This window comes from Caballeronia sp. LZ028 (assembly GCF_031451415.1).
GTDB lineage: Bacteria > Pseudomonadota > Gammaproteobacteria > Burkholderiales > Burkholderiaceae > Caballeronia > Caballeronia zhejiangensis.
Genome location: NZ_JARUXN010000001.1, coordinates 1,997,341 through 2,022,729, shown reverse-complemented (window position 1 = coordinate 2,022,729; position 25,389 = coordinate 1,997,341). Strand labels below are relative to the sequence as shown.

At 63.8% G+C, this 25,389-nt stretch carries 22 protein-coding genes and 2 tRNA genes; 11 read left to right on the top strand and 13 right to left on the bottom strand.

The window, feature by feature from the left end:
- Positions 1 to 13: 13 nt before the first annotated feature.
- From surE to QCE58_RS09510, 8 genes are all read right to left on the bottom strand, one after another.
- Entirely contained in the window at positions 14 to 802 is a 789-nt protein-coding gene (gene surE, locus QCE58_RS09545; protein ID WP_250480554.1) for a 5'/3'-nucleotidase SurE, read from the bottom strand.
- Positions 803 to 897: 95 nt separating this feature from the next.
- The gene (locus QCE58_RS09540; RefSeq protein ID WP_008349248.1) at positions 898 to 1,140 is read right to left on the bottom strand and encodes a hypothetical protein; all 243 of its coding nucleotides are present in this window, start codon (positions 1,138 to 1,140) and stop codon (positions 898 to 900) included.
- 194 nt (positions 1,141 to 1,334) lie between these two features.
- Positions 1,335 to 2,204, bottom strand: a complete 870-nt coding sequence (locus QCE58_RS09535) for a DUF1571 domain-containing protein (RefSeq protein WP_250521170.1) — start codon at positions 2,202 to 2,204, stop codon at positions 1,335 to 1,337.
- Positions 2,205 to 2,221: 17 nt separating this feature from the next.
- On the bottom strand, positions 2,222 to 3,964 hold the full coding sequence (locus tag QCE58_RS09530) for an AMP-binding protein (protein ID WP_250521169.1): 1,743 nt from the start codon (positions 3,962 to 3,964) through the stop codon (positions 2,222 to 2,224).
- A gap of 44 nt (positions 3,965 to 4,008) precedes the next feature.
- Positions 4,009 to 5,304, bottom strand: a complete 1,296-nt coding sequence (locus tag QCE58_RS09525; RefSeq protein ID WP_239295298.1) for an acetyl-CoA C-acetyltransferase — start codon at positions 5,302 to 5,304, stop codon at positions 4,009 to 4,011.
- Positions 5,301 to 6,206 (bottom strand): MaoC/PaaZ C-terminal domain-containing protein, encoded by a 906-nt coding sequence (locus QCE58_RS09520; RefSeq protein WP_034473192.1) that lies wholly within the window; start codon positions 6,204 to 6,206, stop codon positions 5,301 to 5,303. Before QCE58_RS09520 ends, QCE58_RS09525 begins: the two co-directional genes overlap by 4 nt.
- A 14-nt stretch (positions 6,207 to 6,220) precedes the next feature.
- Positions 6,221 to 7,648 (bottom strand): 3-oxoacyl-ACP reductase, encoded by a 1,428-nt coding sequence (locus tag QCE58_RS09515; protein WP_034473190.1) that lies wholly within the window; start codon positions 7,646 to 7,648, stop codon positions 6,221 to 6,223.
- A gap of 54 nt (positions 7,649 to 7,702) precedes the next feature.
- Positions 7,703 to 10,195 (bottom strand): acyl-CoA dehydrogenase, encoded by a 2,493-nt coding sequence (locus tag QCE58_RS09510; RefSeq protein ID WP_250521168.1) that lies wholly within the window; start codon positions 10,193 to 10,195, stop codon positions 7,703 to 7,705.
- Between the two features lie 390 nt (positions 10,196 to 10,585).
- On the opposite strand from QCE58_RS09510, the gene QCE58_RS09505 reads away from it, so the two are divergent.
- Together QCE58_RS09505 and QCE58_RS09500 are read left to right on the top strand one after the other, a co-directional pair.
- Positions 10,586 to 10,981, top strand: a complete 396-nt coding sequence (locus QCE58_RS09505; RefSeq protein ID WP_250521167.1) for a hypothetical protein — start codon at positions 10,586 to 10,588, stop codon at positions 10,979 to 10,981.
- 263 nt (positions 10,982 to 11,244) lie between these two features.
- Positions 11,245 to 11,676 carry a helix-turn-helix domain-containing protein gene (locus tag QCE58_RS09500; protein ID WP_144403701.1) on the top strand — a complete coding sequence of 144 codons (432 nt, stop codon included), beginning with the start codon at positions 11,245 to 11,247 and terminating at the stop codon, positions 11,674 to 11,676.
- Between the two features lie 320 nt (positions 11,677 to 11,996).
- On the opposite strand, the gene QCE58_RS09495 is transcribed toward QCE58_RS09500, so the two are convergent.
- Together QCE58_RS09495 and QCE58_RS09490 are read right to left on the bottom strand one after the other, a co-directional pair.
- Positions 11,997 to 12,083: transfer RNA gene (locus QCE58_RS09495), tRNA-Leu, on the bottom strand.
- Between the two features lie 137 nt (positions 12,084 to 12,220).
- Positions 12,221 to 12,307: transfer RNA gene (locus tag QCE58_RS09490), tRNA-Leu, on the bottom strand.
- Between the two features lie 280 nt (positions 12,308 to 12,587).
- Between QCE58_RS09490 and rnr the strand changes: the two genes are divergently transcribed.
- The 7 genes from rnr (at position 12,588) to rpiA (ending at position 18,691) form a co-directional block, all read left to right on the top strand.
- Positions 12,588 to 15,050 carry a ribonuclease R gene (rnr, locus tag QCE58_RS09485; protein WP_250457740.1) on the top strand — a complete coding sequence of 821 codons (2,463 nt, stop codon included), beginning with the start codon at positions 12,588 to 12,590 and terminating at the stop codon, positions 15,048 to 15,050.
- A gap of 103 nt (positions 15,051 to 15,153) precedes the next feature.
- Entirely contained in the window at positions 15,154 to 15,897 is a 744-nt protein-coding gene (rlmB, locus tag QCE58_RS09480) for a 23S rRNA (guanosine(2251)-2'-O)-methyltransferase RlmB (protein ID WP_008349264.1), read from the top strand.
- Between the two features lie 22 nt (positions 15,898 to 15,919).
- Positions 15,920 to 16,153 carry a hypothetical protein gene (locus QCE58_RS09475; protein ID WP_309779759.1) on the top strand — a complete coding sequence of 78 codons (234 nt, stop codon included), beginning with the start codon at positions 15,920 to 15,922 and terminating at the stop codon, positions 16,151 to 16,153.
- A complete protein-coding gene (locus QCE58_RS09470; protein WP_309779469.1) occupies positions 16,090 to 16,707 on the top strand; it encodes an HNH endonuclease in 618 nt (205 codons plus the stop codon). Before QCE58_RS09475 ends, QCE58_RS09470 begins: the two co-directional genes overlap by 64 nt.
- Positions 16,708 to 16,775: 68 nt before the next feature.
- On the top strand, positions 16,776 to 17,543 hold the full coding sequence (locus QCE58_RS09465; protein ID WP_250434873.1) for an N-acetylmuramoyl-L-alanine amidase: 768 nt from the start codon (positions 16,776 to 16,778) through the stop codon (positions 17,541 to 17,543).
- Entirely contained in the window at positions 17,540 to 17,935 is a 396-nt protein-coding gene (locus QCE58_RS09460; protein WP_008349269.1) for a SirB2 family protein, read from the top strand. The genes QCE58_RS09465 and QCE58_RS09460 overlap by 4 nt, the downstream gene beginning before the upstream one ends.
- A 66-nt stretch (positions 17,936 to 18,001) precedes the next feature.
- Entirely contained in the window at positions 18,002 to 18,691 is a 690-nt protein-coding gene (gene rpiA, locus QCE58_RS09455) for a ribose-5-phosphate isomerase RpiA (RefSeq protein ID WP_250439846.1), read from the top strand.
- Positions 18,692 to 18,760: 69 nt separating this feature from the next.
- Here rpiA and QCE58_RS09450 read toward each other — a convergent pair whose 3' ends face one another.
- The 3 genes from QCE58_RS09450 to QCE58_RS09440 form a co-directional block, all read right to left on the bottom strand.
- Complete coding sequence (locus tag QCE58_RS09450; RefSeq protein ID WP_033536392.1) at positions 18,761 to 20,182, bottom strand: undecaprenyl-phosphate glucose phosphotransferase; 1,422 nt, start codon at positions 20,180 to 20,182, stop codon at positions 18,761 to 18,763.
- Positions 20,183 to 20,215: 33 nt separating this feature from the next.
- A complete protein-coding gene (locus tag QCE58_RS09445; protein WP_008349275.1) occupies positions 20,216 to 20,962 on the bottom strand; it encodes a Crp/Fnr family transcriptional regulator in 747 nt (248 codons plus the stop codon).
- 1,018 nt (positions 20,963 to 21,980) lie between these two features.
- The gene (locus QCE58_RS09440; RefSeq protein ID WP_309779467.1) at positions 21,981 to 23,009 is read right to left on the bottom strand and encodes a DUF1839 family protein; all 1,029 of its coding nucleotides are present in this window, start codon (positions 23,007 to 23,009) and stop codon (positions 21,981 to 21,983) included.
- A gap of 377 nt (positions 23,010 to 23,386) precedes the next feature.
- Here QCE58_RS09440 and QCE58_RS09435 point away from each other — a divergent pair, with 377 nt between their 5' ends.
- On the top strand, positions 23,387 to 23,920 hold the full coding sequence (locus tag QCE58_RS09435; RefSeq protein WP_008349278.1) for a GNAT family N-acetyltransferase: 534 nt from the start codon (positions 23,387 to 23,389) through the stop codon (positions 23,918 to 23,920).
- A 232-nt stretch (positions 23,921 to 24,152) separates the two neighbouring features.
- Positions 24,153 to 25,304, top strand: coding sequence for a glycosyltransferase family 4 protein (locus QCE58_RS09430; protein ID WP_250521166.1), 1,152 nt, complete (start codon positions 24,153 to 24,155; stop codon positions 25,302 to 25,304).
- The last annotated feature ends 85 nt before the right edge of the window (positions 25,305 to 25,389 follow it).

The window sequence follows — 25,389 nt, the reverse complement described above, 5'->3', positions numbered from 1 at the left end:
GCGGACCGAAAACTCAGACGGCGCGTTCAAGACCCGCTTCGAGCGTGGCGAACGTGCGCTCGTCGGTGCGATCGAAATGGAGCGGCGTGACCGACACGCTGCCTGCCGCCACCACCGCCGTTTCGCTATCGGGCGAATTCGGGCGCGGGCCACGCTGAAAGCGCAGCCAGTGATAGTCGATGCCGCGCGGATCGACGAGCGGCAACACGTCGATGCCTTCCACGAGCCCGATGCCTTGCCGCGTCACGGTGAGCGGACCCGCGGCAGACGCGTCGCAATCGGGGAAGTTGACGTTCAGGCACGTCGGCGCGTCGTGGGAAATCGAGAGCAATTGGCGGATCACGCCCGGCGCCAGCGCGCGCGCCGTGTCCCAGCGCACGTTCTCGCGGTCCGTGAAAGCCTGACTGAGCGCGATCGACGGCAAGCCGAGCAAGAGGCCCGTCATCGCCGCGCCGACGGTGCCGGAGAACATCGTTTCGACGCCGAGATTCGCCCCGCGGTTGATGCCGGACAGGACAAGTGTGGGCGGCGCGTCTTTCATGATGTGGCGCACGCCCATCACGACGCAGTCGCCTGGCGTGCCCTGTACGCCGAAGCGCCGTTCGCCCTGACGCGAGATGCGCAGCGGCGAATGCAGGCTGATGGAATGCGAAGTGCCGCTCTGATCGTGCTCGGGCGCGATGACCCAAACTTCGTGCGCGAGTTCGGCGGCGACCGCTTCGAGCACGGCGAGGCCGGGCGCGTCGATGCCGTCGTCGTTGGTGATGAGCACACGCTGCACGATGGGTGAGAGGGCGGACATCGCGAATCACTCCTTGGTCGGTGATGAAAAAGTATCGACCGATTATTACAGAGTTCGCGTTCCCGGGCGTCCGCGGCCCGTATCGAAATGAAGCCTTACTTGACGCCGAGTCCGCGCAGCACGGCGTTGCCGTCTTCGGTCAGGCGCACTTTCGGGGTGCCGGCGTCCGGCGACACGATCTCGACATAGCCGTATTCCTGCAGCGAGGCGACATCGGGCGTGGCGGCCATCACATCGATCGGCGCGTGCATCAGCAGGAGCAGCGTGGCGATTTCGTGATGGCTCAGAAGCTTTTTGATGGCTCGCACGGGTGCGGAAGCCGGACGGCGGAGGTTCATGAACGATGTCCTCAGGTTTGCATGACGATGTGCGGCGCTTTCGGCTTGACGCTTCGCGCGGACCTTGATGTCGATGGAGTGCGGGCAGGTTATCGGCCGACTCTTAGGCGAAACTTAAAACGCGCGCCGCCCGGTGCGACGAGTTGTTACACGGGATGTCACGAAGTCAGCGCGCGCTTCAAATCAGAAGGAAATCAGAAGCGATAGTCGGGATTTTTCGGGTCGAACGTCAGGTCGTCGAAGGGTTTCGTCTCGATGCGCTCGAACACGACGCTTTCGAAAATCTCGCCGTCGTTGTCGTAGGACTCCAGCGTACGGAAAACCGGCCGTTCGAGGTCGAGTCCGAGCACTTCCTTTTTCGCATAGAAGGTGGGTTGGCCTTCGACCGTTTCGTAGGTGAGCGCGATCACGCGCAGTCCGTCGACGTTCTTCACTTCGATGTTCGTTGGTTTCGTGATGCCCGCTTCGGCGAACTTGCGCCCTTCGTCGATGAAGCGTTGCGTGATCGCGTCGATGCCGAGCTCGCGGATCGAATGATTCGACTGCGCGCGGGCGAGCGCGCCGTTCACCGATGCCCACATCGGCACGACGCCCAGAAAGCCGCCGAGATGACCGTAAAGCTGATCGGGACGCTTCGAATCGTCGTAGATGACTTCCTGCCCCGCGTGCCCGCCATCCGGCAGCCATTTCGCATAGATGCGCAGCGGCTCGCGCGTGACGCGCACGAGCATGTGATCCGCGCGCTTCGGCCATTTGCCTTTGATGCGCTCGCGGCGGCGCATCGTGAACTCGCACGAATCGAAATCGCGTAAGCCGTCTTGCAGATAGCGCGGCAGCGTGCGCGCGTCGAGCGAGCGGAAGAGGGCGACGAGTTGCGCATCGTCGAGACTGGCGAGCGCGCCGCTTCCCGCCGATCGCGACAGCCATTGCACCTGCTGCTCGACGCCGAGATCGCCGATGCGCCCAACGTCATCGGATGGATCGGCGCGTGCCGCGAAAGACGCGAGCGCGAGACACAACAGGCTCGCACAAGCGAACCGGAAGCCGGAAGCCGAGCGCGGCATGGGTATCTCCGTGAGGGCTAGCCCTGCGATGTGGATCCGGCGTCGCGCAGTTCGCGCCTGAGCACCTTGCCGATCGGCGTGAGCGGCAGCGCGTCGCGGAACTCGACATAAGCAGGCACCTTGTAGCCGGTCAGGTGTAAACGCGCGAACTTCAGCAGTTCTTCCACCGTGAGCGTGTCGTCGCGACGCACGACGAATGCCTTCACGCGCTCGCCCGTCACCGGATCGGGCACGCCGACGGCCGCGACCGCGCGCACTTTCGGATGCGCCGCGAGCACGTCCTCGATTTCGTTCGGATACACGTTGAAGCCCGACACGATCATCATGTCCTTCTTGCGGTCGATGAGCCGGATGATGCCGCGCGCATCCATCACGCCGATGTCCCCGGTCGCGAGCCAGCCGTTCGCGTCGATGGCTTTCGCCGTGTCTTCCGGACGGTTCCAGTAGCCCTTCATCACTTGCGGACCCTGGACGCAAAGCTCGCCCGGTTCGCCGACGTTCGCCCACGCGCCATCTTCGCGGCGCAGGCGCACGAGCGTGGACGGCACCGGCACGCCGATGGTTCCATCGAAAGCGCTGTCGCCGTGCGTATCGAGCGGCGTCGCGGCGACGAGCGGCGAACACTCGGTCAGGCCGTAACCTTCGACGAGCGTTTTGCCCGTCAGCGCCCTGAAGCGCTCGGCGATCACCCGCTGGGTCGCCATGCCGCCCGCCATCGCGAGCTTGAGCGACGAGAAGTCGCGCTGAAGGAAGGCTTCGTTGTCCATCAGCGCGCTGTAAAGCGTGTTGAGCGCGGTGATCGCCGTGAAATTCTCGTGACGCAGCGCGCGCACGAGACTGCCGATATCGCGCGGATTGACGATCAGCACGTTGCGCGCGCCGATCGCAAGAAACGCGAGCGCATTCACCGTGAGCGAATAGATGTGATACAGCGGCAACGGCGTGACGACGGTCTCTTCGCCCTCGACGAGCCGCGCGCCCGCCCATGCAAGCGCCTGCATCAGATTGGCGATCACGTTGCGATGCGTGAGCATCGCGCCCTTGGCGATGCCTGTGGTGCCGCCGGTGTACTGAATGAACGCGATATCGCCGTGACCGACGCGCACCGGCTCGAACTTGCGCCGCGCGCCGAGCGCGAGCGCTTGCGGCAGGCGCACGGCATCGGGCAGCGCGTAGGCGGGCACCTGCTTTTTCACATAGCGCAGGATCAGATCGATCGCGCGGCCTTTCACGTTGAGACCGCTGCCGAGCAGATCGCCGAGCCCGGTCACGACGATGTTCCTTACGCGCGATCCCGGCCGCGCGTCCTGCACGGTCTTGGCGAAATTCTCGAATACGACGATCGTCTGCGCGCCGCTGTCCTTCAACTGAAGGCCGAGCTCGCGCACCGTATAGAGCGGATTCACGTTGACGACGATCGCGCCCGCGAGCAGCGTGCCGAAGAGCGTCACCGGATAGACGAGCGTGTTCGGCATCATCAGCGCGACGCGATCGCCGGGCTTCACGCCGATGCCCTGCAGATACGCCGCGAACGCATGCGCCTTCTCGCCGAGCGTCGCGAACTTCAGTTCCGAGCCGAGGCTCACGAACGCGACATGACCGGCAAAACGCGCGACGCATTCGTCGAAGAAATGCGCGAGCGAGCGATAGCGCGAAGGATCGATCTCATGCGCGACATCCGGCGGATACGACGCATACCAGATGCCGTCTGTCGCGTGCGGCTCGGAAGTCCCGCGCGGCGCTGCCTGTCCCGGGCTCATGTGGTGTCTCCGTCGGCTTGTATTTTTTTGGCCGATATTTCCGGCTACCGCTCCAGTATCGCGACGACGCCTTGTCCGCCCGCCGCGCAGATCGAGATCAGTCCGCGCAACGGCTTGCCGTCGCTGCGCGCGGGCGCGTTCGCGAGCATCTTCGCCAGCGTGCCGATAATGCGCCCGCCCGTCGCCGCGAACGGATGCCCCGTCGCGAGCGAGCTGCCGTTCACGTTCAGACGCGCGCGGTCGATCGAACCGGGCGGCGCGTCGAGTCCGAGCGCGGTGCGGCAGTATTCGTCGTCTTCCCACGCGGCGAGCGTGCACAGCACCTGCGCCGCGAATGCTTCGTGGATCTCGTAGAAATCGAAGTCCTGCAATGCGATTCCGGCGCGCGCGAGCATCGGCGGGACCGCGTAGACGGGCGCCATCAGGAGGCCTTCGCGCTTGTCGAAGAAATCGACGGCGGCGGTCGCGGAAAACGTCAAGAACGCCTGCACCGGCAAGCCACGCTCGGCGGCCCATTGCTCGGACGCGAGCAGCACCGCCGATGCGCCGTCGGTGAGCGGCGTCGAGTTGCCCGCGGTGAGCGTGCCCGCGTCGCGATCGAAGACGGGCTTGAGCGCCGACAACTGATCGAGCGATACGTCGGGCCGCAGCGTGTTGTCGCGCGCGAGGCCTTTGTACGGCGTCATCAGATCGTTGAAAAAGCCGCGCCCGTACGCCGCCGCGAGCTTGCGATGACTCTCCTGCGCGAGCGCATCCTGCGCCTCGCGCGAAATCTTCCAGCGCTTGGCCATCAGTTCGCAGTGCTCGCCCATCGAAAGGCCCGTGCGCGGTTCCGCATTGCGCGGCAGGAGCGGCCTGAAGAACATGCCGGGCCGCAGTTTAGCGAGCGCGCCCACGCGCTGTCCCGCCGAGCGCGAGCGATTCGCTTCGAGCAGGATTCTGCGCATGCGCTCGTTCACCGCGATGGGCGCGTCCGACGCCGTATCGACGCCGCCCGCGATGCCCACGTCGATCTGTCCGAGCGCGATCTTGTTCGCGACCAGAATCGCCGTTTCAAGGCCGGTGCCGCAGGCTTGCTGCACGTCGTAGGCGGGCGTTTCCTTCGCGAGCGTCGTCGACAATGCGGCTTCGCGCGTCAGATTGAAATCGCGCGAATGCTTGACGACCGCGCCCGCCGCCACTTCGCCGAGGCGCATGCCGTGCAGGTCGAAGCGATCGACGAGTCCTTGCAGCGTGAAGCTCAGCATGTCCTGATTCGACGCGCTCGCGTACGCCGTGTTCGAGCGCGCGAACGGAATGCGATTGCTGCCGATTACCGCGACACGACGCGCTTCGCTCATGGCAGCTCCCATTCGAAATGGCCACGCAGATGCGGCCGGTCGCCGGCGAGATCGCGCACTTCGAAATCGCGCGCGACGGGCGAGGGCGCGGCGGTCCACAGCGTCGCATCGCCGGGAATGTATAGCGGCGTCTTGAAATCGCCGTGCGCGTAACCGGAAGCCAGCGCCTTGACCGGATGCAACGCGGCGAGCGTGCGCGCGAGCGTCCACATGCCATGCGCGATGGCGCGTGGAAAACCGAACGCTTTCGCGCTCAGCATGTGCAGATGGATCGGATTGAAGTCGCCCGACGCCTTCGCGTAGTCGCGTCCGAGTTGCGGCGGAAGCTGCCAGCGCGCTTCGCGCGCGAGCAGCGGCACGCGTACGTCGGCGGCATCGGCGATCTCGATCGATGGCGCCGCGCGCTCGCTGCGCGCGCCGCGCTTCAGATACACGCTGTCGCCGTCCCACACCGCCTCGCCGCGCCGATAGATGCGCGTATGCAGCGTGAACGCCTGGCCCTTGTGATGCGGCACGAGCGGCCCGCATTCCACTTCGATGCGCAACGCCTGACCGGCCGCGAGCGGACGCCGCAGCCGCACGCTGTTCGACAGATGCACGACGCCGAGCGCGGACCACGGAAACGACGGATCGGTGAGCATCATCAGATGCAAGGGAAAAGCGAGAACGTGCGGAAACGTGAGCGGCACGCCGTGCTCGGGAATGAAGCCGCACACGCGCGCGTATCGGCCGACCTGTTCGGCGTCGATCCTCACATTCGGGCGCACGAGCCGCAACGCGGGCAGCTCCGGCGCACGCGCGCGCCGGAAAAGCGCGGGCAGCGCGCGGCCGTAGAGCTTCGCGGGCGGCGGCAGCGTTTCGACGACGACGGTGCGGGCGCGCGGCATGGTCGGTGCGTGCATCGCGTTCTGTCTCCTCACGCGCCGATCAGGCTCTGGCCGCACACGCGCACCACGTTGCCCGTGATGCCCGCGCTGCCCGGACTCGCGAGCCACGCGACGGTCTCGGCGACATCGACGGGCAAGCCGCCTTGTCCCATCGAATTGAGGCGTCTGCCGGCCTCGCGCACGCCGAAGGGCATACGCGCGGTCATATGCGTTTCGATGAAGCCCGGCGCGACCGCGTTGATCGTGATGCCGCGCTCGCGCAGCAACGGCGCCATCGCGTGCACGCGGCCGATCACGCCGGCTTTCGACGTCGCGTAATTGGTCTGCCCGCGATTGCCCGCGATGCCGCTGATCGACGACACCGCGACGATGCGCCCGCCCGCGCGCAACACGTTCTGCGCGAGCAGCACGTCGTCGATGCGTTCCTGCGCGAGCAGATTGATGTCGATGACGCTGTCCCACATGTCGGCGGTCATGCGCGCGATGGTCTTGTCGCGCGTGATGCCCGCGTTATGCACGACGATATCGATGCCGCCCGATGCAGCCAGCGCCGCCGCGATTTCGGCGGGCGTTTCGGGCGCGGCGATATCCGCGACGAGCGCCGCGTGCGCGCCCGATGACGGCGACGCGTCTTCGATCGCGAGCATGGTCTGATCGAGCGCATCGCGGGCGGCGTCGATATCGAGCCCGGTGACGATCGCGCCGTGCTCGGCCAGCACCGCCGCGATCGACGCGCCGATGCCGCGCGCCGCGCCCGTCACGAGCGCGCGTTTGCCGGCGAGCGGCTTGGCCCAGCTTGGCGGCGCGTCGGCGGGCGCATCGATGGTCACGACTTGGCCCGAGACATACGCCGAGCGTGGCGAAAGGAAAAAGCGCAGCGCCGACTCGACATCCGCGCCATCGGCTGCGCGCAGCAGATTCGACGTAATGCCGTTGCGCGCTTCCTTGCCGAGCGAGCGGACCATGCCTTCGAGCGCATGCTGCGCGGTCGCGGCGCGGACGCTCGAGCGCGTGGCGGGCGGACGCCCGAGCACGACGATGCGCCCGTTCTTCGCGAGCGAACGCAGCGCATCGTGGAAGAACGCGTAGAGCGAATGGAGTTGCGCGCTTTCGCCGATGCCGGTCGCATCGAAAATCAGCGCCTCGACGCGGTCGGTCGCGGAAGCGTCGCGCGAGCGCGGCTCGAAGCGGCCGCTCATCGCGCCGTGCCGCGCGGCGACCGGCAGCCAGCCGGACGCGCTTTCGTGCGCGATGCCCGTCATGCCGATCGCCGACAGCACGGCCATCAGATCGTCGAAGAGCGCGGGCGACGGCCCCGCGCCGATGGCGGCCATGCCGCCGAATTCGGCCTGATCCGCGCGATGGCGGCGCAAAACCTCGGGACGCGGAAGGCCGAGCGAGCGTGCAATGCTCGTGCCGAAGGGCGAATTGACGAAGTCGAGATAGCGGTCTTTCATCGATTGTCGATCGGTCGTCGGGCGCGCGGGGCGGTGCCTTTGGTCCTGAATGCTTCAGGCAATGGCTTCGGGCAAGTGCCGCTCGAGCGCCGCGCTGCGCTTTTGCAATGCTTCGAGGATACCGAAGTCTGCGGAAAAATCATCGACTTTCACCGCTTCCTTCGCATGAGCGGCCCATTCGGCGAGCAGCGCGCGTTCGTTTTCGTCGATGAGACCGCGCGCCGCCGCCGTCTGCGACCAGGCTTCGATGTCGTGCGGGCTTTGCGGCAGCGGGGCGGCGGCGCCCGCCTTGACGGCGTCGCGCAGACGCGCCTCTAGCGCCGCGACGGCAGGCGTGAGCGCGAGCAGCTTTTCGCCGCGCGCGATCGGATCGTCTTCGAGCGCCGAAACGTGCGAGCCTGCGACGAGGCGCTCGCGCGCGTCGCCGGGTGCTTGCATCAGCATCGCGACGTCGTTGCCGAGCGCATCGACGCTAGGGGCGTGCGGCAAGCCGAACGGGAACGCGACGATGCGCAGAAACGCCGCCGCCGCGCGGTTCGGATAGTTCGCGAGCAAGCCTTCGAACGCGGCGCGCGCCTGATAAAGCGCGTCTTCGGCGCCCCAGCGCACGAGCGGCAGATCGCTTTCAGGGCGGCCATCGTCCTCGAAACGCTTGAGCGTCGCGGAGAGCAGATACAACTGCGAGAGGATGTCGCCGAGACGCGCCGAAAGACGTTCGCGGCGTTTCAGCTCGCCGCCGAGCGTGAGCATCGACACATCGGCGAACAACGCGAACGCGCTCGACAGACGCGTGGCCGCGCGATAGTACGGCACGAGCCGCGCATCGGCGCGCGCGGGCTTCGCGACGAACACGCCGCCGCCGCATGCGTACACGAAGGCGCGCATCGCGTTCGATGCCAGAAACGCCGCGTGTCCGAAGAACGCGGCGTCGAACGCGCGCAGATCGTTGTCGCGCGTTGCGGCCATCTCCTTCAGCACGTAGGGGTGACACCGGATCGCGCCCTGTCCGAAGATGATGAGACAGCGCGTCAGGATATTCGCGCCTTCGACGGTGATCGAGATCGGCATCTGCTGATACGCCCGCGCCAAAAAATTCGACGGTCCCATGCAGATGCCCTTGCCCGCGACGACATCCATGCCGTCGTTGATGACCTTGCGCGCGCGTTCGGTGATGTGATACTTCGCGATCGCCGAGATGACGGACGGCTTCTCGCCGAGATCGACGGCCTGCGCGGAAAGACGCCGCGCCGCGTCCATCACATAGAGATTGCCGCCCATGCGCCCGAGCGCTTCCTGTATGCCTTCGAAGCGGCCGATCGGCGTGCGGAACTGACGGCGCGCGGCGGCATACGCGCCGGTGCCGCGCACCGCGAGCTTCGCCATGCCGACGTTCGACGAAGGCAGCGAGATCGCGCGGCCGGCGGCGAGGCATTCCATCAGCATGCGCCAGCCGTTACCCACTTGCGCGCGTCCGCCGATGACCCAGTCCATCGGGACGAACACGTCCTTACCCCAGTTCGGGCCGTTCTGGAACACGGCGTTGAGCGGCCAGTGCCGCCGTCCGATGTTCACGCCGGGATGGTTCGTCGGAATGAGCGCGCAGGTGATGCCGGGCGCGTCGTCGTCGCCGAGCAGGTGATCGGGATCGAGCGCGCGAAAGGCGAGGCCGAGCACGGTCGCGATAGGACCGAGCGTGATGTAGCGCTTTTCCCACGTGACGCGAAATCCGAGCGTCTCGCGGCCCTCATGCACGCCGCGACACACGATGCCGATATCCGGGATCGCCGCGGCATCCGATCCGGCGTATGGGCTGGTCAGCGCGAAGCACGGAATTTCATCGCCGCGCGCGAGCCGCGGCAGATAGTGATCTTTTTGTTCCTCGGTGCCGTAGTGCAGAAGCAGCTCGGCGGGACCGAGCGAATTGGGCACCATCACCGATACGGCCGCCGCCGACGAATGCGTCGCGAGCTTCATGATGACCTGCGAGTGCGCGTACGCGGAGAAAGCCTTTCCGCCATAGCGCTTCGGAATGATCATGCCCAGAAAGCCCTGTTCCTTGAGGTAAGCCCACGCTTCTGGCGACAAGTCTTGCCAGATGGCGGTCGTATCCCAGTCGTTCGACAGGTCGCACAGACGCGCGCATTCGTTGTCGATGAAGCTTTGCTCTTCCTGCGTGAGCTTCGGCATGCCGTGTGCGAGCAGGCGGTCCCATCGCGGGCGGCCCGAGAAAAGCTCGGCGTCCCACCAGACCGTGCCGGCTTCGATGGCGTCACGCTCCGTCGACGACATCTCCGGCAGGATCTTGCGAAACACGGCGATTACACGGCGGCTGACGAGCGCGCGACGCAGCGGTGTCAGCGTGAGCGCGAGCGCCGGAAGCACGAAGACGATCGCGAGCAGCGTCGCGCCGAGCGGGACCGTCAAACCGGTCAGCGCGCCGGCGGCGACCCAGACCGCGAACCCGGTGAGCCATGCGAGCGCCGGCGCCTGCAGGAAGGCGAGCGTGCCGGCGAGCAGGAGGAAAGCGATGACATACAGGGCAGGCATCACGAATCTCCGGTATTTCAACACTCGGAGCACACACCATGCCACAGAATAAACAAGAGCATAACGACCGATTAGAACTCTAATTCGGAAGTCTCATTCTTTAGGATGTGTCCACTTCAAGGATTCGAGATTCGGGCGTTATGCTTTTGTTTCGCATTAGCACCGACAAAATCGAATGATTAGTTCGATTTACTAAACAAAAATTAAAGCGATTGGATTCTTGACACCCCGCAGTACGCGGGGCGTCAAAGGGGCTGTGGGTCGTTCTTCGCGGGATGCGCCACAGCAGGTCACATCGGAGGGCTTCTAGTGTGACCACCTGCCACGCGTACGGTGGCCATAGGAGCATATTTGGAAATGGAGACGAGAGATCACTTAGTCAGGCTAAGCATGGGCGCCGTTCCTGATGACATCGGTGTTTCTGACTGGATGCTGCTTACGGGGGATGTGCTGTATTTGCTGGCCCGTTGCAGTGGAGAGGTCAGTTATCTGCGTGTGCCGCTGGATCTGGAACTGCTCAATTACGTGCGGAAGTCGACCATGCGAAAGGGAGATGGCGTGTATCGGAATAGTCGAGGTGAGCCGACACTGCTTGCCACGTATCTGGCCTTCGTTTTTCTGCAGCGGGACGTGCCGATTCAGGCTATCAGGCGCGAACTCGGCCTGTCCGAAGCGATGATGAATCTATTGCTCGTTGTCTGGCATTTTGCCGTCGGCGTCATCGATTGCGGTAGCCGATTGCAACTGATTCCCCCGCTGCCGTTCGAGGGAAACGGAGATGTCTAGCTCGTGGGAACGTCGGCAGCGCCAATTCGGAAACATCTGGTGGGGATGGCGGTGAAACGAGCTAAAAATATCGAGAACTCGCACCGCGATTGCCCTGGTCGAGGGGTGCGAGCGAGTATCGGTCCTGACTCCGCTCAGGCGAAGCCAGGACGCGTAGGAATGCCGTGATCGGGTTTGCAGACCCGCGCACGACGATCGCAAACTACAGTCGTCTCCTGTAGGCAGCAATCACCTGCCGTTAACAATCGGCAACAGGAGAGTAAGTGTTCCTAAATAAATGTGTTTACCGAGTCGAGCTAAAAATAAACTCGCTGTACAGAGAGACCGCGCCGATCGATCGGAGCTACGTTTTCGACAGCAAGCTCTATCTCTTCAGCAACGGCACGGACGGCTATAGCTATCGGTCCATATCGCTGGACTGCTCGGCGCCCAGGAAATTGCGCAAGGAGTTTCGGGTCGTCGAGGCGTCGCCGGGCGGCGGCGTCCGAGGACGCGTCGACTTCAAGAGGAAATTCCAGGCGCTGGCATTGCTGCACGATGGCGCGCCGGTCGTCGAGGTTTCGCGCGAGGTCAACTTGTCGGTGACAACGGCTTATCGCTATCGCAGGGAACTGCACGGCCTCGTCGCATTGCGCCCGCAGAACACGAATTCGCTGCTGCGGATGCTTGCCTTTCGGGGCGACGAAGCGCGATAAGCGAGGCGCGTCGGACGCGAGCCGGGTGGCGGAGAAACGCAGTTGTCCGTCGCGTCGGCTTGCGCGCGGAGCGGGGCATCGATGCTGCTGCACTTGCGGCTGAAGAAAACCAGCGCCGCGGGGACTGGCGCGCCGCCGCGTCCGCACGAAGGTGAATCGGCGAACGCAGATTCGTTTCGATTTCAATTCGACATCCGGGGACCGAATCGGAGACGGAATTGCGAACGGAAAGTGAAGGCGGAAAACAAAAAACCCCGCGACGATGCGCGGGGTTTTTGCGTGCGATGCGCTCGAACGAGCGTCTCGCGAAAGAGGGACCTTGGTGCCCAGGAGAGGACTCGAACCTCCACGGTGTTGCCACCGCTAGGACCTGAACCTAGTGCGTCTACCAATTCCGCCACCTGGGCCAAGGGGTACAGCAAGCCCGCTATTCTAGCGGGAACGGGCGCCGTGTCAATCGAAAAGTCATACGACTCGTCTACGACAAAAACACGGTCTCCGCATAAAAAGAAAAAGCCACCCGAAGGTGGCTTTTTCAAACATCTGGTGCCCAAGAGAGGACTCGAACCTCCACGGTGTTGCCACCGCTAGGACCTGAACCTAGTGCGTCTACCAATTCCGCCACCTGGGCAAGGGTGCGTGTTACTTCAAATCTGCTGCGCTTTACTGATCGTTCGACTGATCGTTCGAATGAGTGTTCAGCAGCAGAGAACGCAATTATAGCGAGCCTGACGCATCTGTCAAGCGTTTCGATGCGATGCCTGTAACGAGCCGCGAAGCGCGCCGCGTCGGCGTCTCGCGCCCGTGGCGCTTAAAAGACGGGTGTTAGAATGACCCGCAACGATGACCGCATTATTGGTTGCAAAGCACCGCAAAAGTCCCGTCCAACGAGAAAAAACACGACTACGCCCTTGAGCAAATATCCGTATCCGATTCCGAGCCGCGAAGAAATTCTCGGCGTGCTGCGCACGAGCGAGACACCGCATGCCGCGAACGACATCGCCGAAGCGTTGTCGATCAAGCGCCAGGAGCGCGAAGGATTTTTCAAGCGACTGGCGGCCATGGAACGCGACGGGCAAATCCGCCTCGACAAGCGCGGCCACTATCAACTCACGCATCCGTCGAATTTTGTTGCGGGGCGCGTGCAGGGGCATCGCGACGGCTTCGGCTTTCTGATCCGCGATGACGGCCAGGACGATCTCTTCCTCCCCAATGGCGAAATGCAGAAGGTCATGCACAACGATCGCGTGCTCGCGCGCATCGTCGGCTATGACCGGCGCGGACGGCCGGAAGGGCACATCGTCGAGGTCACGGATCGCGCCAACAAGCGCGTCATCGGGCGCCTCGTCAACGAGAACGGCGCGCTGATTCTCGTGCCCGAAGACAAGCGCATCGGGCATGACATCCTCATCACGCAAAATCCGAAGAAGGCGAAGGTCGGGCAGGTCGTGTCCGTCGATCTGACGGATTTCCCGAGCCGCCATTCGCAGCCGCTCGGACGCGTGGTCGAAGTGATCGGCGATATCGACGATCCCGGCATGGAAATCGAAATCGCGGTGCGCAAGTACGGCGTGCCGCACGAATTCAGCGACGCCGCGCTCGCCGCCGCCGCCAAGCTGCCCGACGAAGTGCGCGCGGCGGATATCCGTCATCGCGTCGATCTGCGCGACGTGCCGCTCGTCACCATCGACGGCGAAGATGCGCGCGATTTCGACGACGCCGTGTATTGCGAGCCGGTCGCCGTCGGACGTGGTCAGGGTTTTCGTCTGCTGGTCGCGATCGCGGACGTATCGCATTACGTGCGTCCGAACGAAGCGCTCGATATCGATGCGCTCGATCGCAGCACGTCGGTGTATTTCCCGCGCCGCGTGATTCCGATGCTGCCGGAGAAGCTGTCGAACGGCCTGTGCTCGCTAAACCCCGATGTCGATCGCTGCGTGCTCGTGTGCGACATGGTCATTACCGCGCGCGGCGAGATCAAGGCGTATCAGTTTTATCCCGGCGTGATGCACTCGGCGGCGCGCCTGACATACACCGAAGTCGCGGCCGTGCTCACCAACACGAAGGGTCCGGAAGCGGCGAAGCGCGCCGATATCCTGCCGCAGCTGCAGAACCTCTACGGCGTCTACAAGTCGCTGCATGCCGCGCGCCAGAAGCGCGGCGCCATCGACTTCGATACGACCGAGACGTATATCGTCGTGAACTCGCAGGGCAAGATCGAGCAGATCGTGCCGCGTCATCGCAACGACGCGCATCGGCTGATCGAGGAATGCATGCTGGCCGCGAACGTCTGCGCGGCCGACTTTCTGAAGCGCAACAAGCATCCCGGTTTGTATCGCGTGCACGCGGGGCCGACGGAAGAGAAGCTCGAAAACCTGCGCGCGTTCCTGCGCGGCGTCGGCTTGACGCTCACCGGCGGCGACAAGCCGCACGCGAGCGATTACGCCGCCCTCATCGCGCAGATTCGCGACCGGCCCGACGCGCAGATGCTGCAATCGATGGTGCTGCGTTCGATGCAGCAGGCCGTCTATAGCCCGGACAACATCGGCCATTTCGGCCTCGCTTATGAGGCGTACGCGCACTTCACGAGTCCGATCCGGCGCTATCCCGACTTGCTCACGCATCGCGCGATCTACGCGATCTTGCAGGGCAAGAAGTATCTGCCGGACGTCGGCCACGATGTTTTCCTGAGCACGGGCCTCACGAAAGCCGCGCGCGAACTGCAGAAGGCCGACGACTCCGCGCGTGGCCGCGCTCGCAACAGCGTCGCGATCTGGGAAGAGCTCGGGCTGCATTGCTCGTCGAACGAGCGTCGCGCCGACGAAGCCTCGCGCGACGTCGAAGCGTGGCTCAAGTGCTACTTCATGCGCGACAAGCTCGGCGAGGAATACGGCGGCATGGTGAACGGCGTGACGTCGTTCGGCATTTTCGTGCAACTGGATTCGCTCTTCATCGAAGGACTCGTGCATGTGACCGAGCTCGGCTCGGACTATTTCCAGTACGACGAGATCAAGAACGAACTGCGCGGCGAGCGCACGGGCATTCGCTACCGGATGTCCGATCGCGTGCGCGTGCAGGTGAGCCGCGTCGATCTCGATGCGCGCAAGATCGATTTCCGGCTGGTTCGCGATACGCCGGTGAAGCCGCCGTCGCCGCGTCCGTCGACCGGTGCGAGCGATGCAGCGGCTGCCGGCATCGGCGCGGGACCGCGTATCCGTCCGTTCGGCGACGACGACGCCCCGAGCACGCGTGCGCGCGGCGGCACGAAGAAGGGCGCGGCGCTTGCGGCGAGTCCGCGCGGCGGCGCGGCGAAGAAGCGCGGAGCGGCGTCGAAGTCGGCATCGCAGGGACGGCCGGCGCGCAAGAAACGTTAGGGCGGCGCGTCAATACAGCCGCCATCGAATACGCGCGGTCCGATGCTTCGTGCTTCGGACCGCGTCGTGCTTTTCAAGTTTTCACCGAAGGTTCGAATCAGTCATGTCACGTCTCAAGGTTCTATACGGATTTCACGCAGTGACCGCACGTTTGCGCGCGGATGCATCGTCGATCGAGGAGGTGCTGTACGACCCCACGCGCAAGGATCGGCGCATGCAGGACTTTCTGCGGACCGCGAAGGAAGCGGGCGTGCGGCTGATCGCGGCCGATGAAGCGCGTCTCTGGGGGCTGTCGGGCAACGTCCAGCATCAGGGCGTGGTGGCGCGCGCGCACGATCTGCCGCTCGCGCAGAATCTGGCCGAACTGCTCGATGGCATTTCGGGCACGCCTTTGCTGCTGGTGCTCGACGGCGTCACCGATCCGCATAATCTCGGCGCGTGTCTGCGCGTCGCGGATGCGGCCGGCGCGCATGCGGTGATCGCGCCGCGCGATCGCTCGGCGGGCCTGAACGCGACGGCGGCGAAGGTGGCGAGCGGCGCGGCGGAGAGCGTGCCGTATATCACCGTGACGAATCTGGCGCGCGCGCTGCGCGAACTCAAGGAGGCGGGCGTCTGGGTGATCGGCACGGCGGGCGAGGCGACGGCATCGCTTTACGAGACCAAGCTGGATGGCCCGGTGGCGATCGTCGTCGGTGCGGAGGGCGAGGGCATGCGTCGCCTGACCCGCGAGACGTGCGACGAAATCATGAATATCCCGATGGCGGGGACGGTCGAGAGTTTGAATGTGTCGGTGGCGTCGGGGGTTTGTTTGTTTGAGGCGGTGAGGCAGCGGGCGGTGAAGAAGTAAGGGTCAGGGTCCAACGTCATTCATGGCTTTGAAGCGACTTAGTGATCCTTCGGCGGTTCATGCCGCGCTGGAAGAATTCGATCGGATCGGCCGATCCGCGTTTTTGGATAAATACGGTTTCAGGGAAGCGCGAGACTATTTTGTCGTCTTGAATGGGCGACGCTACGATTCGAAGGCCGTCGCTGGCGCGGCTTGCGGCTACCAGTTTCCGCCGTCGGACCGTTGCGTGCGAAAGATTTCAGTGGCGGCGCGCTGACGGTCGCGCGCAGGCTCGAAAGCTTGGGATTCCAGGTTTCGAGCCCGGGAGCGAATCCGGGCGCTTCGCAGCGAGTAAGCAGTACGTTCGCGCAAGCGGAATGCGAAGCCCGGGCGCGGGCAGAATCGAGCGGCGCATTCGATCCATCGTGCATCGAGGACGCCCGCAAGAAGACACTCGTTTCCATCGTCGTAAGGCAAGGCCAACCCGCGTTTCGCAATGGACTGCTCAAAGCCTACGAGCGCCGTTGCGCGCTCACGGACTGCGCGGTCGAAGCGGCGCATATCTGCGGCTACATGGGCACTGAAACCAACGACGTTCGAAACGGCCTTTTACTTCGTGCGGACTTGCACACGCTTTACGACCGCATGCTGATTACGATTGACCCTGCGACCTATGAAGTGTCGATTTCGCCGGAACTGAAGGGCAGCGAGTACGCCGCGCTAGCCGGCAAAAGGCTTCGGCTTCCGAAAGATCCGAAAAGCCAGCCGAGCCGCGACGCGCTTCTCACCCACTGGATGCACGTGCATTCGCTTCGAGAAATGCAATCGTGACGAGCACCACACGCGCGATTCGTCTTGCCGCAGCAATCTCCGCATGCCTGCTCACCGCCTGCACCGCGATGCAAGACCGCACCACCTACATCGCCGACACGCAGTACCACGCGAAGAACGCCGATTCCCGCATTCGTTTCCTCGTGATGCACTACACGGAGATCGACGAAGCGGGATCGCTCGCCGTCCTGACCGGCGACGAAGTCAGCGTGCACTACGTCGTCCCCGACGCCCCGCGCATCGAGAAAGGCGAGCCGGTCGTCTATCAACTGGTGCCGGAAGACAAGCGCGCCTGGCACGCCGGCGTGAGCTCGTGGCAGGGCGCGACGGAGCTGAACGCGTCGTCTATCGGCATCGAGAACGTGAATCTGGGTCCGATCGGCCCGCTGAGCGATGGAAAATGGCAGCCGTATCCGCCCGCGCAAGTCGATGCGCTCATCAAGCTCTCCCGCGATATCGTCGCGCGCTACCACATCCCGCCGACGCGCGTCGTCGGCCATAGCGACATCGCGCCGCAACGCAAGATCGATCCGGGTCCGCTTTTCCCGTGGCATGCGCTATACGACGCCGGCGTGGGCGCATGGCCCGACGACGCGGCTGTTGCCACGCATCTCGCGGGCCGCGATCCGAAGGCGCCATCGGACGTGCGCGCGCTGCAGGAAAAGCTGAAGCGCTACGGCTACGAAGTCGCGACCGACGGCGTGCTCGACGCCAAAACCCGCCGCGTCTTCAGCGCGTTTCAGATGCACTTTCGCCCGTCGGATCACGCGGGCAACGCGGATGCAGAAAGCGACGCGATCGCCCAGGCCCTGCTCGATAAATACTTCCCACAATGAACGACTGGTTTCCGACACTGCGCGCGATCCACATGACCTGCGCCGGCCTTTCCATCGCCGGATTCGTGCTGCGCTGGATCTGGATGCTGACGAATTCGCGCCTCCTCGCCGCGCGCGCGACGAAAATCCTGCCGCATATCGTCGATACGCTTTTGCTCGCGAGCGCCATCGCGCTGGTCGCGATCATCGGCTTTTCGGCGAACGCTGCGTGGCTCGGCGCGAAAATCGCGGGGCTCGTCGTCTATATCGTGCTCGGCACGTTCGCGCTCAAGCGCGGCCGCACGAAGGGCGCGCGCGCCGTTTATGGCGTGCTGGCGATCGTCGTGTTCGCGTTCATCGCGTCGGTGGCGCGCACGCACGATCCGCTCGGCTTCCTGCACGCGTTGGCATGATCCGCGAGGCCGTCGCCCGCGCTCCGATAAAATCTCAGTTTTCACCGATACAGCAGCACCGCTCCCATGACTCAAGACGAACTCAAGCAACTGGTCGGTCAGGCCGCCGCCGACTACGTGAACGCGAACGTGCCGGAAGGCGCGATCATCGGCGTCGGCACCGGATCGACGGCGAACTGCTTCATCGACGCCATCGCGAAGTCCAAGGCGCGTTATCGCGGCGCGGTGTCGAGTTCGCTCGCGACCACGGCGCGGCTCGAATCGTACGGTTTCAAGGTGTTCGATCTGAACGACATCGAGACGCTCTCCATTTACGTCGACGGCGCCGATGAAATCGACGCGAGCGGCGCGATGATCAAGGGCGGCGGCGGCGCGCTCACGCGCGAGAAAATCGTCGCGTCGGTGGCGGACGTGTTCGTGTGCATCGCCGACGCGAGCAAGCGCGTCCCGGTGATGGGCACGTTCCCGCTGCCCGTCGAAGTCGTGCCGATGGCGCGCACGGCGATCGGCCGCAAGCTCGCGGCGCTCGGCGGCGTGCCGATCGTGCGCGTGACGAAGGACGGCTCGCCGTTCATCACGGACAACGGCAACGAAATCCTCGACGTGAAGGGCCTGTCGATCACCGATCCGCGTGCGCTCGAAGCGCAGATCAACGCCTGGCCGGGCGTCGTGACGGTCGGTCTGTTCGCGGCGCGCGGCGCGAATATCTGTCTGCTCGGCACGGAGAACGGCGTCGAGCGCATCGACTACAAGTAAGTCACGCGCGCACCAAGCGAAAGGCCCGGCGATCCGAAAATCGCCGGGCCTTTCGCGTTTTTACGCCGATCAATACGCGTTGCGTCCGATGAATCCCTTGAACATCGTCATCGCGACGATCTTGATGTCGAACCAGAACGACCAGTTGTGAATGTAGAAGAGGTCGAACTTCACGCGGCTTTGCATCTTCTCGACCTTTTCCGTCGCGCCGCGATAGCCGTTCACCTGCGCCCAGCCGGTAATGCCGGGCTTGATGCGGTAGCGGAACATGTAGCCGTAGACGAGATCCTTGTACAGATCGTCGTGCTCGATCGCGTGCGGGCGCGGACCGACCACCGACATATGCCCGAACAGCACGTTCAGGAACTGCGGCAGCTCGTCGAGGCTCGTGCGCCGCAGGAACGCGCCGACCTTCGTCACGCGCGGATCGTTGCGCGTCGCCTGCGTCACTCGACCGTGCTCGCGATGCACGCCCATCGAACGGAACTTGTAGATGCGAAACGGCCGTCCGTCCGCGCCCTTGCGATGCTGCGTGAAGAACACCGGACCCTTCGAGGTCGTCTTCACGGCGATCGCGATCGCGATCATCAGCGGCGAGAGCGCGAGCAGCGCGGCCGCCGCGAACAGGCGGTCGAAGAGCATCTTCGGCCACATCTGCAGCGTGCTGATCGGAGACGTCGTCAGGTTGATGGTCGCGAGCCCGGCGACATCCGTCATCGAATGATTGAAGAGCGAAATGCTGCGCGTGTCCGGAATCAGCCGCAGATTCACGAAATCGTGCCGCAGCGCATGCACGAAGCGGTAGATCGTGTGCTCCTGCGACAGCGGCAGCGCGAGCCACACTTCGTTGATTTCCTCGGCGCGCACCTTTTCGACGAGTTCGTCGAAATCGTTCAGCACCGGCAAACGATTGCCGCCCATGCCGATCGCGGTCGTCGGCGTGGGCATGCCGCTGATGCCGCTCGCGTGCAGTTCCTCGTCGCCGGTCGTATCGAGAATGCACACCGGAGTAAAGCCCTGTTCGGGCGTGCTGCACAGGTGCGCGAGCAAGGTCCGCGAGAAACCCTGCGCGCCGACGATCGCCACTGTGCGCTGATTCAGGCCGCGGCCGCGCATCAGGCGCAAGGCCGAGTACACGATCAGCTTCGAAGCGATGATGAGCGCGCCGGAAATGAGCGTCGAATACGCGAACCAGAGTCGCGACACCGTATCCATGCGATGTAGCGTGAAGGCGAGCAGCAGGGCGCCCGCGACGACCGCCATCCACGCCAAAGTGACGCGCGCCAGCATCATGGCGAACGGCTTGCCGCGCCAGGTTTCATACACGCCGAAAGCAGGGAAGAGCAGGAGGGCGAGTGCGGAGTTGAACGCGATCAGAAGCCTTTCGATATCGCTGACGAAATCCAGCGACGAAAAGCGTACGTCATGCGCGATCAATCCGCCCGCGATGATGAGACAGACATCCAGAACACGCGCCAGCCATGAGAACAGATCGAGGTTTTTTTCTTGCATTAATCCTAGCCGTTAGACACTTGAGGCCGATATCGCCTCGGTTGCACGAAGACGCGGAAGTAGTCGATCGAACTCCCGCTTGACGAGCCCGTAGCACTCGCATGCGCGTGCTTCCAGACCCTCGCGATCCACGACCTTGATGCAGCCGCGGCTGTGATGAATGAGACCCGCGTCGTGAAGCTTGCCCGCCGCTTCGGTCACGCCTTCGCGGCGCACGCCCAGCATGTCCGCGATCAGTTGCTGCGTGACCTGCAATTCGTTCGACGCCGTGCGATCGATTTCGATCAGCAGCCAGCGGCAAAGTTGCTTGTTCAGCGAGTGATGCCGATTGCATGCCGCCGTCTGCGCGACCTGCGTGAGCAGCGCCTGCATATAGAGCAGCATCAGGCGGCGCAGGAAGTCCGAGCGGCCGAACTGCTCGCGCAACGCCTGCGCGCTCATGCGATACGCGAAGCCCGGGCATTGCACCTGCACGCGGGTCGGCATCGTTTCGCCGCCGGTCAGAACCGGCACGCCAGTCATGCCTTCGCGTCCCACCGCGGCAATCTCGACCGAACCGCCGTCTTCCATCGTGTGCAGCAGCGAGATGATCGCGGTCGTCGGGAAGTAGACGTGGTGAATCCGTTGGCCGGAGTCGCACAGCAGTTGCTCGGTGCGCAATTGCACGAGTTCGAGATGCGGCGTGAGCGCCTGCCATTCGTGCGCAGGAAGCGCGCCAAGCAGATGATTGCCGTGCAGGTCGGACTGGAGGGTCAGCATGATTGTTCTCTCTCGTAACTTTCGCGCGTTGCGCTTCAATTTTTATTTACTGATGTGACCGTTTTCGAAGATTGCCGCTTGCGCCGGTTCCTCGAGGAAGGATGACATCAGCCCCGTAGCCGCCCGTTTCGTACTTGAATTGCTTTTGGTTGATCGCACTGGTCTGGGTTGCGTGCTTCTATTAGCGAGGACTGTGCCAATGCGGGCAATCGCAATGCTGGCGGGGCCTCATAACTCGTGCACTTTTTGTGATGCAGCGCAGCGCTGCGTTTTTGTTTCAGTCTTGAACATCGGTGGTCTTAGGAATACGTGCGTGCCCCGATGAGTTTGATCAGCGCATACCCCTCGAATGGCGGTTGAGGATTTTTTGACCACGGTGCGACAAGCCTCACGGGTCGACATCCCTTCGACATACCACCTTCTTTCGTAGGGACAATGGAAAATGATTCATCCGTGTTCCATCGGCTCCGTGGGCTGGCGAACGCGTGTTTATCCGAGTGCTGCTTGATTCCCCACGAAGCCTTGCCGGATAAGGCTTTGCCGGTATCGGGAAAAGTCTTCCGCGCGGCGTTGCATGAAGCGGAAACGTTGCGCCCGTTGCACGAAGTGAAATCTGCGTGTGCGATTCCTCGCGCATAAGCGCCTCTGTAGCGCGGCTTTCGGCGAGGAGTAGCCCACATAGGCCTTGTAGCGGCCCTCTCGCGAGTTCGGCACGCGACTAGCCGCCGTGAAACGTTTGCGCGTCATTCATCGGATTCATGGTCGGGCGCAGCGCATTTCAGTCGTGCACGCGATGCCCTGAAATGTTTCATCGAGGGACAATCTCATGCGGAACTCATTAACGCGGAGAAACCGTCGCGCACAGATTCTCGCGGCGACATCACCAGGTCATAAAAACCCGCATAAGACGCGAAGGTAAGCGAGTGAAAAAACCCTTGAAACAAGGGTTGAAATGTGTCTTTTTAAACAGTCGCTGCCGAGATGAAAGCGCGTGCGAATCGCGGTTCGACATCAACGTTCAGCACACGATGTCCGCAAGCGGAGGAATCACGCGTTCGTACGCATCCTCGATCAAGTCGAACGATGTCTCGCACAGCTCTCGTCGTCCGCGCGAAAGGGCGCGCGCGAGGCGGCACTGCATCACCATGGTTTCGCTCGCGATCTTGCGCGCGCCCGCATACGTCTGCACGGGAATGTCGAAGCCTTGTTCGCGCATCCACTGCAGATAATGCGCGAGCAATTCGAAGTTCGCGCCGAGTTGCCTCATCACGTTGAAGGCGTAATGACGCGCATACGATTCGCCGCGCGCAATCATCGTATCGAGATGCTCGGGAAACGCCGCGCGCCAACGCGTGATCGGATTGTGCATCGGACGCCGCAACAGATGCGCGCACAGCAGATCCGCCGATACTTCCGCGAGCGGCGTGCCCGACAGCGGCTCGCGCACGCGCTTGACGAACTCGACGTGCGGAAAAAGCGCCGGCTCGGGCGTCGCATTCGAGCGCAGCACGCCGTCGTAGTCTTCGCCGTCGAGAAGGTGATAACCCGTGTGATGAAAGTAGCCGAGACGCCGCGCATCGCGATCGATCACATCGATGCCGATGGTCGTCTTCGCATGCTCGCGGCGATACGAAGCCGTGCGCGTGTCCGGCAGATAGAATGCATCGACTTCGACGAGCACGATATTCGCGCGGCGCGTCTGCACGAGCGCGCGCTCTTCGAGCGAATCGAACACGGAAAGCTCCTGCACTTGCAGGCCGTAGAGTTTTTCGATGTCTTCGAACGGCAGCTTGCCGAGCGTGAACTGATCGGCTTCGAAGTCCTGAGCGACGGCGAACGCGAGCGCAGCGCGCGGTTCGAGCCCGTTGCCGTGCAGAATTTCGATCCACAGATCGACGGGCGCGACCGCTTCACGCCAGATGCGCTCGCCGCGATGCAGCGCGTGCGCGTGATGCCGCCGCGCACGCATGCGCAAGGGATCGAGTGACACGACGCGGGAACGACTTGCTCCTGAATCCGTCACACCGCTCGTATGGAACGCGCTCATGCCGTGACCTCGGGCCGGAAAGGCCGGCGTTCGATACCGCGTGCGCAATGGAGCGAATGTGCTTTTAATCGTGCGTCTCTATCGCGTTCGATGGCGGTATGCATTGTGATTTTCCCATGAAGGTGCCGTATTACGCGAGTGCTATCGACGCCATGCGACGCGCGCGCGGCAGCCCGCAACCCGGGCTGTAGCGCGGTCGCATTGATCATCGGAAAGGCGTCTTTTTCCCCGGGACGCCTTTGTGCGTGTGGTCGAGCTTATTTGAAAGGCGCGCGCGTCATGGGTCGGTGCGATGGCGCACTGAATTCAGGCGGGTCGGCACGTAACGTTCAATCGTCGCAACGCCGGTAATTGCCGGTAAAGCATGGAGATAATCGATGAACTGGAAAACGCTGGATTTCGAACAACTCACTGCGCGGGAGCTTTATCTGATTTTGCGCGCGCGCAGTGCGGTGTTCGTCGTCGAACAGTCGCATGTCCATCTCGACCCGGATGGTCGCGATGAAACCGGCACGCACGTATTCGCCGCCGAGGACATGAGCCGTTCGATGCCCGTGCTCGCCTATGCACGCATCAACGAGGGCGACGCGGATGATCCGGAAGTCGTGGTGGACAAGATCTTGACGAGCCCGCTGCGTCGCGGCGACGGCACCGCGCACGCCCTGATCGAACGCGTGCTCGCGGTGACCGCCGAGCGTTGGCCCGGCCGCCGCGTGCGGCTGACCGCGCCGGTGAGCCTGCGCGGTTTCTACGAGGCGTTCGGCTTTCGCAAGACCGAAGGGCCGTTTCTCGAGCACGGCATGCCGTACATCGGTCTGACGAGAAAGGGCCGGCAATCGCGCGAAGCATCGGGCGCGAGCAAGGCTCCGTTCGCCGCGAGCGACAACGCCACGACGTACGAGTTGCTGTAAGCGCCACCAGAGACGCGCAGCGTGCGCCGCAACCGCGCGCGCGGCGAAAGAACCAACGCGGCAGTCAGCAGCATCGAAGGCGTGGACCGTCCGGGCATCGAGGCAATAACAAAGCGATAACAACGCGATAACAACGCGATCGGCGCGGCGCAGGCCGCTTCGAGACGCGTCCTCGAAACAATAAGATCGACGCCGCCGGCATGGGCCGGCGAGCGCACAAACAGCCTATCTCATGCGAATAGTCCATCTCGCCAATCACGCGCAGACGATCGGCAACGGCACCGTCAACATGATGGTCGATCTCGCCTGCATGCAGGCGCGCATGGGGCAGGACGTCGTGGTCGCATCGTCGGGCGGCGGCTTCGAGCCGCTTTTGCGTCGCCACGGCATCACGCATGTTTCGCTGCAGCAGTCGCGGCAACCGTGGCGCGTGCCGTCGATGATCGCGGGATTCAATCGCCTCATCGATCGTTTCGATCCCGACATCGTGCACGCGCACATGATGACCGGCGCGCTCATTTCGCGTTTCGGCAGCATGCGGCGGCGCTTCGCGCTCGTCACCACGGTGCATCACGAACTGCAGAAAAGCGCGGCGCTGGTGCGCGCGGGCGATCGCATGGTGGCCGTGAGCCGCGCGCTGGCGCTCGATCTGGAGGCGCGCGGCATCGGGCCGGCGCGGTTGTCGACCGTGCTCAACGGCGCCGTCGGCGCGCCGCGGCTCATCACGCGGCCGCCCGCGAAGCCGGTGCGGCTCAAGCATCCGAATATCGTCTGCGTGGCGGGGATGTATCGCAGGAAAGGGATTGCGGATCTTCTGCAGGCGTTCGCGCAGGTGCGCGAGCAGTCCGCGAGCGAGCGCGAATTCATGGCGGAGCCGCATCTGTATCTCGTCGGCGAAGGCCCCGATCGCGGATCGATGGAAGCGCTGGCAGCCGAGCTCGGCATCGCGGAGAACGCGCACTTCACGGGTTTCGTCGCCGATACACGGCCGTATTTCGCGAGCGCCGATGTATTCGCGCTGCTCTCGCGCCAGGACCCGAGTCCGCTCGTGATCGCGGAGGCGCGCGAGGCCGGCTGCGCGATCGTCGCGACGCGCGTGGGCGGTATCCCCGAAATGCTCGACGACGGCGCTGCGGGTCTGCTCGTGCCCGCCAGCGACATCGGGCAGGCAGCGGCAAAACTGCGCTGGCTTCTGCTCGACCGGCAGGCGCGTGGGCAACTGGCGGCGCGCGCGCGTCACGGCCTGCACCAGCTTTCCGTCGAAAGAGTCTGCGACGAGTACCTCGCGGTGTATCAGCAAGCGCTTACGGAGCGCGAAGCATTGAAGCGCCGGCAGATCGATCTCGACGCGCGCACACCCCGAACGACAGATGGCGCGATTTAAGCATAGGGCTGACAAATCGCCCCGCTTGCACCGCGCCACGGTACTTTCGTCCAAACCATCCGATCATACAAAAGGCAAAAGCGAG

Excerpts from the sequence above, each read along its gene's own strand:
- surE (WP_250480554.1), bottom strand. The coding sequence starts at position 802 with ATGTCCGCCCTCTCACCCATCGTGCAGCGTGTGCTCATCACCAACGAC.
- QCE58_RS09540 (WP_008349248.1), bottom strand. The coding sequence starts at position 1,140 with ATGAACCTCCGCCGTCCGGCTTCCGCACCCGTGCGAGCCATCAAAAAG.
- QCE58_RS09535 (WP_250521170.1), bottom strand. The coding sequence starts at position 2,204 with ATGCCGCGCTCGGCTTCCGGCTTCCGGTTCGCTTGTGCGAGCCTGTTG.
- QCE58_RS09530 (WP_250521169.1), bottom strand. The coding sequence starts at position 3,964 with ATGAGCCCGGGACAGGCAGCGCCGCGCGGGACTTCCGAGCCGCACGCG.
- QCE58_RS09525 (WP_239295298.1), bottom strand. The coding sequence starts at position 5,304 with ATGAGCGAAGCGCGTCGTGTCGCGGTAATCGGCAGCAATCGCATTCCG.
- QCE58_RS09520 (WP_034473192.1), bottom strand. The coding sequence starts at position 6,206 with ATGCACGCACCGACCATGCCGCGCGCCCGCACCGTCGTCGTCGAAACG.
- QCE58_RS09515 (WP_034473190.1), bottom strand. The coding sequence starts at position 7,648 with ATGAAAGACCGCTATCTCGACTTCGTCAATTCGCCCTTCGGCACGAGC.
- QCE58_RS09510 (WP_250521168.1), bottom strand. The coding sequence starts at position 10,195 with ATGCCTGCCCTGTATGTCATCGCTTTCCTCCTGCTCGCCGGCACGCTC.
- QCE58_RS09505 (WP_250521167.1), top strand. The coding sequence starts at position 10,586 with ATGGGCGCCGTTCCTGATGACATCGGTGTTTCTGACTGGATGCTGCTT.
- rlmB (WP_008349264.1), top strand. The coding sequence starts at position 15,154 with ATGTCACGTCTCAAGGTTCTATACGGATTTCACGCAGTGACCGCACGT.
- QCE58_RS09475 (WP_309779759.1), top strand. The coding sequence starts at position 15,920 with ATGGCTTTGAAGCGACTTAGTGATCCTTCGGCGGTTCATGCCGCGCTG.
- QCE58_RS09465 (WP_250434873.1), top strand. The coding sequence starts at position 16,776 with ATGCAAGACCGCACCACCTACATCGCCGACACGCAGTACCACGCGAAG.
- QCE58_RS09460 (WP_008349269.1), top strand. The coding sequence starts at position 17,540 with ATGAACGACTGGTTTCCGACACTGCGCGCGATCCACATGACCTGCGCC.
- rpiA (WP_250439846.1), top strand. The coding sequence starts at position 18,002 with ATGACTCAAGACGAACTCAAGCAACTGGTCGGTCAGGCCGCCGCCGAC.
- QCE58_RS09445 (WP_008349275.1), bottom strand. The coding sequence starts at position 20,962 with ATGCTGACCCTCCAGTCCGACCTGCACGGCAATCATCTGCTTGGCGCG.
- QCE58_RS09440 (WP_309779467.1), bottom strand. The coding sequence starts at position 23,009 with ATGAGCGCGTTCCATACGAGCGGTGTGACGGATTCAGGAGCAAGTCGT.
- QCE58_RS09435 (WP_008349278.1), top strand. The coding sequence starts at position 23,387 with ATGAACTGGAAAACGCTGGATTTCGAACAACTCACTGCGCGGGAGCTT.
- QCE58_RS09430 (WP_250521166.1), top strand. The coding sequence starts at position 24,153 with ATGCGAATAGTCCATCTCGCCAATCACGCGCAGACGATCGGCAACGGC.